Here is a 14,189-nt window from a genome sequence, read left to right as displayed (position 1 = left end):
CAGGTCCGCGAACCACACACGAAAGGCCAGCAAACTCTGCTTGCCTTTTGTGTGTAGTGGTCTGTCTCGGTTCTAGGGGTTGGTCGGGGTCTGGGGCGGACGCGCTGGTGCCGATCACCCCGTAGTAGAGGTTCTGGTAGACCTCATAGTCGAAACTGTCTGCAGGATTGCAGGGCGAGACCGAACCACCGGGCAGCCACCCATGTGCAGAGCTACATCGGGGACGGTCCGAAAGCTCTTGTTCCCAGTGCTGACGAGAAACTGATAGATGGGCTTGGTAAAGATGACACTGTCCCCACCACCTGATCCCCACACGCTGCCGGTTGCGCTGGTGCCGAAGAAGATGTCCTCCGTGAGCGGATCGGCATAAGCCTCTTCGCTTACGTAGGCGGAGTTGCGTGTGGCGCCATCGAAAGTCGTCGCGAGATCGGTCCCACCGTTGATCAGGGAATCTGGGATGCGACCAGAGCCATGATGAAAAGCCATGAGCCGAATCGGAAGGGACACCCGCGCTCAGACTCTCAACGCTCCCTGAGAGGACTCCTGTTTCTTCCCGATGGTCGCCGGCTGAGCCCGACGCATGCCACAAAAGGAACCCGGCGCTACCCCTACTATTTCTCGGCCGCGGACATTGCTTCAAGCGCCAAATCGGTGCGCCTTCCTGCGGTTGGGTTGGAGCAAGCGGTTGCAGAGACCGTTCGGGCGTTCTGATGAACCCTCTCCAACTCTCAGAGCACTTCAGCGCGTTCCACATTCGTAACACCCAGCGTCTCCTCATCTCCGCCGAAGGCAAAGCACTACGGCTCACAGAGGCCGCAACATCGGCGTCTCGCATGTTGGTCCGCTCCTTATTGCGCCGAATCACGATCCAGAACGGAAAGTTGAGCATCGAAATCGAACGCTCGAGCTTTGAGAAGGAACTCTTGGATACGCCGACTGGGCACCTTTCAGAGGAGCCGATCACCTTGACTGTCCGTTTGAGATTTGGCGGCGGGGACGTAAAGTGCGGCTTGTCCTTAAGGGAAGTCACGCTGAAGCTTAACCCGTATCATCGCTCATTCGCGCTGTCGCGATGGCGAGGGGAGTAGGCGGACCGGATCGCGGCTGGTGAAGTTTTCGACTCAACCAATTAGCCACAGAGTACGGCGTCGAAAGGTCCCATGCGCAGAATGTATTCCGATTCGTGGCACTTTCACCTCGACATATTGAAGCGATTCTAAGTGGACAGCATGAGGCAGGGCTCACCTTTGCCGCCGCTACGGCGAGCATTTCGCTCGAGTGGCATCGACAAAATCTATAGACTTCGTTCGGAACATAGTAATCAGCCTGGATCGCTGTGCTGGGTCTAATCGGATGAAAGCTACACCATAAGGGGGGAGGACCCGTTTCTCTGCACCGGTGCCCTGACACGGCCCTCTTGACGCGGCAAGGACCCCGTCCAGCGGACCTGCGCTTCGCTCGGAGCACCTCGCGCCATCCGGTCTCGATCGAAAATGGAAGCAGGCTGGACGATGGACTGGATGGCCCACAAGCCACACTAGATCGATCATTCAGGAACCGGTGCTGGAACCCGACGCAATCTCTCGGTGACCTCTCAGTTGAAGCATAATTGTTGGTCTCATGGAACGTCCCTGCCGACTGCACTCAGGGCTGCGAGTGAAAAGTAGCCCTGCCAAGCCTAACGCCGACCGAATGCATCTCGTCAATGTGGAGATCAGGCGGCGGATCATCTCATTACCAGCGTTTTTCGTCGTAATGACGGAGGAGAGCACAAAGCATGAAGTGCCCCAGAGAACCGCTTCCATCCCTGCAAAGAGCCACCCAGAGCGGTGTCGCGACAAGTTGCCAAACCCAATCTTAGCTAAGTTAGCATTTGAGCTGAGACTTCAGCCAGACTTAGGCCGGGATGAGTCACTTCGATGCTGATAGTCCAATCGAACGATTCGCCGGGCGAAATTTGAGGTGCTCGCGCTACGTCTTCTGCCTCCTTGAGAGTGTTATAGGGAGCAACCGTTGGCTCAAGTGCTACTGCAACCTGGAGATTCTGCCCACTTGGCGGCCAGCCTCCGTGACAGATCCACAATCCTAGATATGGAAGACAATCAGCATTAAAGCGAACGATCAATCCTTGGCGGCTCAAGCTCCTATACAAACCACACACGCCTCTGCGTAAACGGTTGGTGTACAACATGTCTGCGGTTCCTGCCGTGGAGGATCGTAAGAGACTCAGATCTATACATTCTCCTCGTCTCGATTGGTGAATAGGCCAGGCAATAACATCGCCTCTTTTACCGAGTAGCTCACTATGGGAGTAATCGAGTTGCAGCACGTCGACCTCTGGCGAAAGCACGATTCGATCTCCCTCATCAAACGCAAAAAGAGGGTGCCAGGCATAAAGAAAGGTTTCCGTCCGATCACCGAAGTTGGTGATGCGATACCTTAGTGTCAAAGTTTTGCCTTCAAGTGTCAGGTGCCGTTCGAAACGAAATGGCCGACTGAAACCAAGGGCATGCATTCGTATTGACCTTGTCTCATAGTCATCTACCGTCCATGGCAATCGCCAGAAATCACCGTGGTCGGGAACAGTTCGTCCATCAGAGGTTTGGCAAGCGCCTACGCTCGGCAAGCATTCTTCAGCGCCGGCACACGGCCCAGCTTCAAAGGGCATATGCCGGCCTGGTTGCGATGCCAAGCGCTCAGGATGTGGCTGCGTGAAGAACTCCTGATCGGATCTCATGCTTAGCAGTGAAGCGATACGCCCCCCTTCAACGGGGATAACATCGACGGAAATCTCTGTGTTCCGCAGTACGAATAGACTCTGCACAGTTGCACCCTTCCAAAAGCCAATACAGCTCGCGCTCGGTTCCGGTCCGACGGATCAATCGACCTCTCACCTATAGATGATTTTGGAGTGGATCGTGGAGAGTGCAGGGACCTCACCTTCCTTCTCAGATCGGTAAGGTACACACTCTCAGGAACAAAGCATTACTCCAGCTTCACACCTGAAATTCTGGCAACAAAACTCCCACTGCAGAGAACATCCTGTCGAAAACAAAAGGTCTTGACATCCTTATCGTAAGCTCTATACGGTTGTCACCGGTAACGTACACAATATTTTGCAGCGCCAACGTTCTCCCTCATGATTGCATGGCAAGCAGTGATCAGGCAGATCGACGAACCGATGAAAGAGGTAGCTATATGAAAAGCACACTGCATACGACAGTGCTGAAATTAGGGCTTACTTGCGCGACTCTGACCATAATCGCGCCACTCCTTTTCCCGGCCGAAGCGATAGCCCAAGCTGACCAGGGTGCGATCACCGGCTTTGTGAAGGACCCAACCGGAGCCGTCATCCCGAACGCAGATGTCACGGTCGTCAACACGGACACCGGGCTAAGTCTCAACGTAAAGAGTAATTCCAGCGGCGTCTTCGTCTTTGCACCTCTCAAGATCGGAAACTACTCTGTAACGGCTACAGCGCCGAACTTCGCGCCCCTGACCCAAACCGGTCTTCGGGTCGACATTCAAACAAGGCTTGGCGTGAACCTCACCCTGCAGCCAGGCTCCGTTGCACAGACCATCGATGTAGGCACCCAGGCTCCTCTGTTGCAGACGCAGGATGGCTCCGTGCAGCAGGTGATCTCTGCGCAGTCGATCGATAACACTCCGTTGAATGGACGAAACTTCGTCTACATCGCACAACTGACGGCTGGAATCGCCCCTCCAGGAGGCAACACCCGCGGTGCTGGTTCAGGTGACTTCGTTGCCAATGGACAGCGGGCCACGCAAAACAACTTCATTCTCGACGGAGTCGACAACAACACTAACCTGGTCGATTTCCTCAACGGCCAGACCTACGTCGTGAGACCGCCGCCCGATGCACTGGCGGAATTCGCGGTCCAGACAAGTAGCTTCAGTTCAGAGTTCGGACACTCTGCCGGCGCTGTCGTCAACGCGAGCATCAAGAGCGGTACTAACCAGATCCACGGAAGCCTCTGGGAGTATCTGCGCAACACCGCCTTCGACGCGAAGGACTGGGAAGCGCAATCGATTCCGGTGTACCACGAGAATCAGTTCGGAGCGACTCTAGGCCTGCCGATCCTCAAGAACAGGCTCTTCTACTTCGGCGATATCGAAGCCAACCGCATCGCTCGCAGCAATCCCGGAACCTACAGCGTTCCAACGGCGCTGATGCGCAAAGGAGATTTTACAGAGCTGCTGAACTCCACGCTCAACGGACAGTCAGTCCAGCTCTACCAACCAAACTCCGGCGGCGGTGCGAGCAACACGTTACAGTGCAACGGTCGTAACAATGTCTATTGCGCCAATCAGATAAACGCAGTCGCCCAGAACATCCTCAACCTTTATCCGCTCCCGAACGCAAACGGAGGCAAGACAACGAACAACTACGTAGTCAACACGCCGACTCATAACAATACCGTGCAGTGGGATCAGCGCATCGACTGGAACGCCACCGCCCGCGACCAGGCCTATGCCCGGTATAGCTATAGCCGTGTTGTCACGTTGAACGGCCTGCCGCTTGGACCGATCCTGGACGGCACCGGCTATGGCGGAGAACGCGATCTCAGCTTTGCACAAGATTTTGTCTTCAGCGAAACTCATTTCTTTACGCCATCATTTACAAATGAATTTCGCTTCGGATTCAACGCAGGGAAGTTCAGCTTTCTACAGCCAAACGCAAATGTCAATCTCTCTCCAACCCTTGGCTTAGGTGGTGTTCCGTTCTCGCCCAATGAGGGCGGTCTCCCGCTCGGTATCGTCTACGGTATCAGCCAGTGGGGTTCCGTCGGGACATCCAACGAATCGCAAAATGTTTACCAGATTCTCGACAACGCTTCGAAGACGATCGGTAAACACAATTTGCGCGTTGGTGCCTCCATGCAGTCCATTCGTTTCTTCAATCGGTACGCTCCATCCTCCCTCGGCAACTACTACTTCACCGGTCTTTATACGAGCGACCCTGCATTGTCCAATAAGACAGGATCGGGTGTAGCCGACTTCCTGGCCGACCAGATGAATACCTCCGCGTTATCCTCTGCGCCAAACATCAACAATGCCCTCTGGTACGACGCCGCTTATGTGCAGGATGACTGGAAACTCACCTCGCACCTGACTGTAAACCTGGGTCTTCGCTACGACTACTACGAACCCTACAAAGAAAATTCGCACATGCAGGAGAACTTCATCCCGGGCTCACTAGGCTTCGGTACCGGAACTGGAACCCTCATTCTTCCGAAGCAGATTCAAAACACGGTGTCACTCGGAACCAGGCTGCCATCGATCCTCGCGAAGGATGGGATCGGCGTCTCGTACATCGATAACGAGCGCCTCGTCAGCGCGCAGCTAACCAACTTCGCTCCACGCATCGGAATCGCCTATCAACTCGATCCGCAAACAGCAGTTCGCGCCGGATACGGCATCTTCTACGGAGGCCTCGAAAGCCAGGGCGGAACGAATCTCGGAGATAACTTCCCATTCCGTGGACAACTCAACGTTAATCCAGTTAGTTGCTCCCTCGGTAATTGCCCTTCAAATGGCATCACCCTCGAAAGTGGAGAGGGCGCACAGTTTGCCGCTGGCTTCCTGAACGCTGTTTCCAACCCCGGCTTCCACGCTGTCGAGCGTACTCCGAAGACGCCCTACACCATGAACTACAACCTTTCCTTCCAACGGCAGGTCACGCCCAGCATGGCGGCGACGATCAGCTATGTCGGCAACGTGTCGCGCCACCTCTCCACCTACTACGATCCAAACACGGTACGCGGACTTTACGCTCCAGGAACTCAGACACAAGCCTTTCAGCCCTTTCCCGACCTGGGCGGAATTGGTACGATCCTCTTCGCCGGAGTAAGTACCTACAACTCGCTGCAAGCCAAGCTGGAGAAGCGTGCGTCACACGGACTTACGTTCTTGTCGACCTACACCTGGGCGCACGCTCTGGATGACACAAGCTCGGCAGGCGGCCTATCTACCGCAATCGGGGACCGCAACATGGCGATCATTCCATTCATCGATGAGTACACCAACTCCGTCTACGATGTTCGCAACCGCTTCACCTTCAACGGCAACTACGAGCTACCCTTTGGAGTCGGTCGGGCTCATCTGACGCACCACGGCGTTCTCGATGAGATCGCAGGTGGGTGGTCCGGAAGTGCAACCTGGGTTGCACAGAGTGGAAGCCCGTTTACCGTCGGCAATAACAACAATACGGCGGCCGGCGGTAGTGCTCGAGCGATTCTCGTTGGCGATCCATATGCTCCCGGCGGAACTCCCGATCCGACCTCGGGCCTTACCCCTGATCAGTGCCCAACACAGACCAGGACGCGCCTGCACTATTACAATCCTTGCTCATTTCGCAATCCGTTACCGGGCAACCTGATCGCGCCTGTTGGCACCGCGCCAACAGCAGGACAGATCGCTGGTCCTATCACCGATGAAGCCACGGCTATCCGTTTCCTTGGCGGTCGCCAGAACGTCCTCTACGGTCCCGGCTACTACAGCGTCAATGCATCACTGTTCAAGAACTTTACGACCTTTCGCGAACAGTACCTTCAGTTCCGTGCTGATGTCTTCAACGTCTTCAATCATCCCACGCTTGGCAATCCTTCCGATACCTCGCTTGACTCTAATGCCGGACAAATCACTGGACCAAAGTTTTTTCAAAACAACACGCCAGACTCCCGCTTCTTTCAACTCGCGTTGCGGTACGCTTTCTAACTTTCTCCGGTACCGTGTGCCGAAGCCTCAAGGGCCTATGGCACGCGGTCTCTTTTCTGCACCTGGTCGCGACGAGGAGTTACTCCGCTATGAAAGCATCAGCCATATTCACGTCTTTTGGTTTACCCGCGTTCGTGCTCCTCCTGGCCAACTTTCCCTGCTCTGCACAAACAACTGTCACGCCATCAACACCAGTCGCCCTGGCTTCGCCCAATGGTCAACTCATCCTGCGCTTCACAACTCGTCCCGACAAAAGCTCCTCGCCCGGCGCAGGCAGGTTGTCCTACTCCATCACCTTCCATAACAAGCCGGTGATCGATGATTCCGACCTGGAATTGAACCTGGGAGAAGGATCCGCCCTTGGTCGAGACGTTGCCATCACCGGTTCGGAGCCATCTAGCGGAATTGATGATTACACCCTACAGAACCAAAAAGTGAGCAAGGTCCATGACGCGTACAACAGCGTGATGCTGCATACTGGCGAAACCGGTACGCACGCACGTAAACTCGACATCGAAGCGCGCGTCTACAACAACGGAATTGCCTTTCGCTATCACGTCCCACAAGCGGGCGGCTCCTCGTCTGTTGAGCTACGTGGTGAGGGCACCGAGTTCCGCCTGAGTACGGATGCCACAGACTGGCTTCTTGCTCTGCCGAACTACCGCAGCAGCTATGAGAGTGAGTACGTCAAGCTTCCAACCTCAGCCCTGAGTAATCAGGGTGGTGTGTCGAGCAGCTTCCTCATCGGCCTGCCGCTCCTCATGCATGAGCCCGGCACCGCTTGGGTTTCGCTCATGGAGGCTGACATCGAGGGCAACACCTCGCTCTACGTAACCAATCCCTCCGGTAACTGGGCTGGCCACTACTTTCAGGCGAAGCTCTCACCCCGATTCGATCGACCGGACCTCGCTGTCACGAGTACCCTCCCCTACCATTCTGCGTGGCGCGTCCTCGCTATCGCTGATGACCCAGGCCGACTCGTCGAATCGACCTTGGTCTACGATCTAAGTCCTGCCAGTCGCGTCACGGACACCTCTTGGATCAAGGCTGGTAAAGCCTCGTGGAACTGGTGGGTCAACGATGTTGACGCGCAGGGCAAGCCCGCCTTCACCACCGAGAACATGAAGCGCTACATCGACTTTTCCGCGCAATCGGGCTTTCCTTACTTCATGCTGGATGCCGGATGGGCTGTAGGCCGGGACATCACACGGATGAACGGCAAGATCGATGTTCCTGAACTGACTCGCTACGCTGCTACAAAGAACGTAAAAGTATGGATCTGGTGCTACTCCGAATCCGTCATGAAGCAGATGCAGGAAGCATTTCCGCTCTTCGAAAATTGGGGTGTCGCCGGAATCAAGATCGACTTCATCAACCGCGACGATCAACAAGGAGTGCAGTTCTATTACGACACGGCTCGCGAGGCCGCAGCGCACCACCTGATGGTCGACTTTCACGGCACTCGCACACCCTGGGGTCTGGAACGTACCTATCCGAATGTGATGAGCTACGAAGGTGTGCTCGGGCTTGAGAACAATAAAGTCGGACGGCGCGATAGCCCGACCGATCGTGCCGTCTTCCCTTTCACTCGCCTGTTAGCAGGTCCAATGGACTACACTGCGGGTGCCTTCCGCAACGCTACCGAAGATGGCTTCAGCGCGCGGGACAGCGAACCTATGGCTATGGGAACACGTGCCCAGCAACTCGCTCTCTACGTGATTTATCAAACTCCGTTTCAGATGGTCTCCGACAGCCCGCAGGCCTATGCTGGTCAGCCTGGTTTCCAGTTCATAAGAGACGTCCCCGTCACCTGGGATAGCGTGCACGTGATCAACGGCATACCCGGAGAGTTCGCAACGATCGCGCGACAGCATGGTGATTCCTGGTACATCGGCAGCATGACAAACTGGTCGCCGCGCACCCTGACCGTGCCACTCGACTTTCTCGCTCCCGGTCAATATACGGCGGAGATTTATGCGGACGGCCCTAACGCAGATACCCAACCCACCCAAATCGCCATCCGCAAACAGACTGTACGCCGCGGCCAGACCCTGACTCTCAAACTAGCGGCAGGCGGCGGATGTGCCATCAGGATTGTGCCGGTCGACCAACACTAACCGTCGGCTATTCCTCGTCAGTGTCCGTGATCAAGTGTGAAAAGAGAGGAAGATTACTACGCAGGATGACATGCGGCGCGAGCCACACCGCTGGATGCTTTTTGCCGGGGTGCGTGAGCAGTCCGAGCATACTCTCGAACGCCATCTTGCCTTGTGTATACGGACGCTGATGAAGTGTAGCGAGCACCTTGCCATACTCCAGCAGCGGCACAAGCTCACGGAAGAGGTCTGTAGTTATGACCTGAACGGTTCCTAACAAGCCGACCTCATCCAACGCCCTGATTACGGGCATACTGTTCGCCGTGCTGAGATAAAGTCCCGCCGGACGGTCCGCTTGCTTCATCAATGCCAGCGCCTGTCGGTAAGCCTCTTCCGGCTTCTCATGGTTCTCCAGTGCAGGTAGCAAGGTGAGGTGAGGAGCTTGCAGCGCCAGCGTGGCCGCGAATCCCCGAAGCTTCTCCGCATGGTCGAACGTATGTCGTTCGCCCGTAAAAATGGCGACATTAGCCTTGTCTCGCAGGGTCAGAGCCAGCAACTCAGCAGCGATCGCTCCACTGACATAAGCGTGGGCGGCCACAGTCCCGCTTCGATCCGTGTTCGGTGCATCGCTGCCAACACAGAGTGTTGCCGTACCACTGCGCGCAAACTTCTGAATGAGTGAATGGAATTGACGAGGATCGCCGGGCACAAAGATCACTCCATCATGATGCTGGCCAAGTGCGCTCTCCATCGCCGCGATGTCACCAGAGCCAAGCCGTGCGTATTCATAGAACTCCAGCCCGACCTGCATCCCGACAGCTGCCGCAGAAGCCGCGCGTATACCCGCCCGCATTGGGTCGAAAAAATGTGCGATGTACTTCGGCAGCACAACACCGATTGAAAGCCGACGGTTGAGTTTCAAAGCCTGTGCGGCAAGATTCGGCTTATAGCCAAGCTTGTCAGCCATAGCCAGAACTTTGACCTTAGTCTTCTCGCTCACACCCGGGCGTCCGTGAAGTGCCCGATCAACCGTACCGATCGACACGTTCAGGGCGTTCGCAATATCCTTGATCCCGGCATTGGCTGCGTCATTTTTCATAGGATGGGTTTGTCTCATTCGTGTGCACGTTCGCCCACGATTGTCTCATCCTTGATCTCCGAGGCCGCCAGAGCAAGGCGGGTCGTCCCGCCCCTGTATCTGCGACGCCGCGCGATCCCTGCGGCAAGTACCAGCTCGGAAGCTCTCCCTAGCGCTTTTCGCCACTGCTTGCCACCATGCCCACATCCGCACCATTGTTAGCCGAGAACACCGCGTGCACAGCGAAGCTTGTATCCGCGCGGCACCCCGACGAGAAGAGAATCGGTATCTCCAGGCTGCGCTTTCCTCCCGGTGCAATCAAACCCAGCACAGACGGTGTAAGCATCAGCACGGATGCTTTGCATTGAGCATCGCCTCCCGTGGGCACAACGGTAAAGGTGTTCACCTCTGCCTTCGAAGCAGGACCGACACCATCATTCGTCAGCGTCAACTGCCACAAACTGAGGCCGCCCAGCTTGGCCTGGTGCGTCACAACACCATGAAGATCGGACGCATTTACAACCGGCCCAACAGTGATGCTATCCAGTCCCGGTGCATATCCCTGAGGATTTGGATTGGTGATCGTCACCGTATTGTCCCCGGCCGCAAGAACAACCGGTAGGACAACCGGCACAGGCGAATCAAACGTGCTTCCATCTAAATCAAGTTCCGTCAGAGGTCCGCCGTTCAACCCGACATACAAAGATCGAGGACCGCTCGTCGTATAGTCCACCTCAAGTTGGTAGGTTCCTGCCTGTGCGACATGTACATGCGGAAACACGACACTATTCTGCGTTCCTGCTCCAAAGTTGCCCACGTAAGCGCCGCCCGAGCAGAACGAACAACCTCCTACACTCGCCGTTCCCGTCAACTGTGCAGCCTCAGCCTCGTACGTCGTAAATTGCGGTGCAAGCTCCTTGCCATCTCCACCGATCACGATACGATCCAGATCGGCACCATAAGTTCCCGGATTGCCAAACGTAATCGTGTTCAAACCTTTACGAAGAACCACTGGAACGCTTGTCACCTGAGGAAGATTAAAGCTCCCACCACTAAGATTCAACGTCGCCGGCGAGCTGCCGTTCACGGCATACACCAACGCTCGCGGACCCTGCGCAGCGGCATCAACCTCCATTCGGTACGTTCCCGCTGATTCAGCAAATACATTGTTGAATACAACATCATTCGTCGAAGGCGATGCCCCAAGATAGCTGACCTTAGAGCCACCCGAGCAAGCTGCACACGTCGATATGGTCGCATTGCCGGTCAGCATCGCAGCTTCAGCCTCATAGCTCTGACCGGCAGCAACAACAGCTTTATCAAACGGTGTCACCTTCAAGAGCCGTGAGCCATGTCCCAGCAGCGTCGTCGTGAAGCTTGCTGTGGACGCGCCAAGATCAATGCGATTCCAAACGTCACGTACTCTCGCCGCGCCACCAAATCCAAGATCGCTCCACCGAACAGTCACCGCACCGGGCATCCCGTTCAAGTTGTATAGCGCAACGTAGTAGCTCCCTCTTCCGGCATCGGCAATCCACACCGGTTGCGCTCCGCCAGTTACCTGCACACCCGGATGACCGCTCTGATCCACAGCAATCAACTCGTCGTTGGTGAACGCCGCTTTAGCAAAACTGTCGAGCTTCGTCAGGTCACCCCCAAGATAAATTGGAGAGTTTGCCATCGCCCAGATCGTCGTCGCTGTCTGCTTCTCTACATCGCTCAATCCATCACGGTCGCCGTCTCCAACATCGAGCGTATCCAGATCGTTCCAACCAACCTGCGCGCCCGCATCATGCTCCCAGCCCACACTGTCGTACTCGCGTAACGCGATACGCGCCCAATTTGTCAGCGTGCTGCATCTCCCCTCGCATTCAACGTCGTCATCGATCCGCCGAGCATTCGCAAACTGCTGCCACGTGCTCAGGTAGTCCTTATCCAACTGCCATGAGATCGTGAACCACATCGGTCGGCCGGTCAACGTGATCGCCTTTGAATACGCCGCCACATCCGCTCGGTTATCGATCGAAAGATCATTCGAGTAAGACCCGGGCGTCACCGCATCCAGCTTGATGAAGTCGATGCCCCACGATGCGAACAGCGCAACCACCGAATTTATATACTCCTGCGCTCCCGGCTTCGTAAAGTCCAGCTTGTCGTGATACGGATTCGGAGGCGTGCCACCAAACGCATTGCCGCGCGCCAGCGGGGTCACGACGATGTCCTGTGTATGGAGCGCTGTCCCCAGCACCGGATAGTTGCCGTCGACAGCCGGCTGCTCAATTCCGGGGATCCAATAAATCCCGGCCTTCTGACCATTCGCATGGATGTGATCGACCAACGCCTTCATATCCCACTGGCTGGCATTCGGTGTGGGCCTGCCATTTCCATCGAACGTCCCTTGCCATCCCGAGTCGACGTTGATGTACGTGAAGCCATGCTCCTGCAATCCGGAACTCTTCAGTGCATCCGACTGCGCCTGCACATTTGCCTGCGTCAGAAAGCTTCCATCCACCGTTTGCTGGCTGAACGTACTCCACCCCAAATACGGCTTCTGCCCTACCCCATTTACCTGTCCTTGGGCAGCCTTAGGAAGTATCGCCAACACAGCAGCGGACAACACACAGCAGCGAACAAGGTTAAGTCGCAGGTTAAAGCGGCAATTCGCAATCGGCATAACAGGCTCCTGAAGGATCGAAGTTCACATGGATCACCGCCATCTTGAGGCGATTCGCGCGGCGCAGAGTATTCAACCGTGTACGAACACGTTTGTCAAACCGGACTAGGACGGTATTGCTCTTTTCGCAAAGTAAGCTCGACGTTCAGAATCTGCTTTCTACAGCGAAGCCGCATTCGCACTACTCAATTCAATCTGCTCCAGCGTTTTACCCTTCGTCTCAGGCACCCACACAAGCACCAGCAGGCAGCCCAGCAGGCAGACAACGCCGTACCCGGTAAATATCCCGGCAGTCCCCAGCCAGGCGTTCAGGATCGGGAACGTATACGTCAGCAGGAAGGAAGCAATCCACAACGCGCTCACCGCAGCCGCAACTCCCTGAGACCGCACACGATTTGGAAAGATCTCCGCAATCAGCACCCACACGATAGGTGCAAGCGTAAGTGCATAGCAGGCAATCGCACTCAGCGTCAGGATCAACACCGGGGCCCCTCGCAGTTTGGCATGGTAAGCCCAGGCACACAGCAGATGCGAGACCCCGATGCCGATGCAGCCAAAGATCATTAACGGACGTCTTCCAACCCGATCCACCAGCAGCATCGCTCCCACGGTAAACACCAGGTTGATAGCTCCTGTAATCACGATGTTGAGAAACACATCGTTAGCCCCGTAGCCAGCCTGTCGATACACTTCAGCAGCGTAGTTGAAGAGCGTGTTGATCCCCGTCCATTGCTGAAGCACCGCCAGCGCTATGCCGACCAGCACGATCCGCCGCACTCCCGGTCGCCATAACTCGCGCCAGCTTGCAGGCTCAGTCGCCACCTCTGCCCGTACAGCCCGCTCGATATTCGTCAATTCGACATCCGCATATCCCTGACCGCCGATCCGCGTTAGTATCGCGCCCGCTTCACGTTGACGTCCACGGCTCAGCAGCCAGCGCGGGCTTTCAGGAATAAACAGCGAAGCGACCACAAAGATCAGGGCCGGCACCACCACAGCGGTAAACATCCAACGCCAGCCTAGTTGCACGTTCCAGCTCTGCAACAGGGCCTCTCCACCTAAGTCCGCAACCACAGGACGAGCAACCCGCCAATTCACAATCTGCGCCGCCAGGATCCCGACAACGATCGCAAACTGGTTAAGACTTACCAGCCGCCCGCGAATCGCCGCCGGGCTAATCTCAGCGATATAAAGCGGCGACACATTCGAGCTGAACCCGATCGCGACTCCACCCACGATCCGCCAAAGAATAAAACTGTTGAAGCTGTAAGCCCAGCCCGTCAGTGCCGACGACACGGCAAAAAGAATCGCCGCAACAAGCAGCACGCGGCGTCGTCCAAATCGCTCTGCAAAGTATCCCGCCGTAAGCGACCCAATAAGACAACCAACCAGCGCGCAACTGTTAGCCCAGCCCACAATAGCGACGGAGGTCAGGTGAAAGTACACTTCGTAGAATTGCCGCGCACCTCCAATCACCACCCAGTCATATCCGAAGAGCAACCCGCCGAGCGCCGCGATAAACGCGATGCCCCACACATACCCTGTACGCTCTGCCTCTGTCTGTATCCCACCTTCGTCGAAGAGTATCGGTGTCTGCATCAGG

At 56.1% G+C, this 14,189-nt stretch carries 6 protein-coding genes; 2 read left to right on the top strand and 4 right to left on the bottom strand.

What is annotated here, in order from left to right; translation table 11 throughout:
• Positions 1–114 precede the first annotated feature (114 nt).
• Positions 115–507, bottom strand: coding sequence for a hypothetical protein (locus OHL20_RS10155; protein ID WP_263383074.1), 393 nt, complete (start codon positions 505–507; stop codon positions 115–117).
• A gap of 2,691 nt (positions 508–3,198) precedes the next feature.
• Between OHL20_RS10155 and OHL20_RS10150 the strand changes: the two genes are divergently transcribed.
• Both OHL20_RS10150 and OHL20_RS10145 read left to right on the top strand, forming a co-directional pair.
• The gene (locus OHL20_RS10150; protein WP_263383073.1) at positions 3,199–6,738 is read left to right on the top strand and encodes a TonB-dependent receptor domain-containing protein; all 3,540 of its coding nucleotides are present in this window, start codon (positions 3,199–3,201) and stop codon (positions 6,736–6,738) included.
• Between the two features lie 89 nt (positions 6,739–6,827).
• Positions 6,828–8,855 (top strand): glycoside hydrolase family 97 protein, encoded by a 2,028-nt coding sequence (locus tag OHL20_RS10145; protein ID WP_263383072.1) that lies wholly within the window; start codon positions 6,828–6,830, stop codon positions 8,853–8,855.
• A gap of 7 nt (positions 8,856–8,862) precedes the next feature.
• On the opposite strand, the gene OHL20_RS10140 is transcribed toward OHL20_RS10145, so the two are convergent.
• From OHL20_RS10140 to OHL20_RS10130, 3 genes are all read right to left on the bottom strand, one after another.
• Positions 8,863–9,933 (bottom strand): LacI family DNA-binding transcriptional regulator, encoded by a 1,071-nt coding sequence (locus OHL20_RS10140; RefSeq protein WP_263383071.1) that lies wholly within the window; start codon positions 9,931–9,933, stop codon positions 8,863–8,865.
• Positions 9,934–10,081: 148 nt separating this feature from the next.
• Positions 10,082–12,586, bottom strand: a complete 2,505-nt coding sequence (locus tag OHL20_RS10135) for an alpha-galactosidase D (RefSeq protein WP_263383070.1) — start codon at positions 12,584–12,586, stop codon at positions 10,082–10,084.
• A 159-nt stretch (positions 12,587–12,745) separates the two neighbouring features.
• Positions 12,746–14,185 (bottom strand): sugar porter family MFS transporter, encoded by a 1,440-nt coding sequence (locus tag OHL20_RS10130; protein WP_263383069.1) that lies wholly within the window; start codon positions 14,183–14,185, stop codon positions 12,746–12,748.
• Positions 14,186–14,189 lie beyond the last annotated feature (4 nt).

Origin of the sequence: Granulicella arctica (assembly GCF_025685605.1) — a bacterium.
In the GTDB taxonomy this organism is placed as follows: domain Bacteria; phylum Acidobacteriota; class Terriglobia; order Terriglobales; family Acidobacteriaceae; genus Edaphobacter; species Edaphobacter arcticus.
This window is presented reverse-complemented; position numbering and strand designations above follow the sequence as displayed.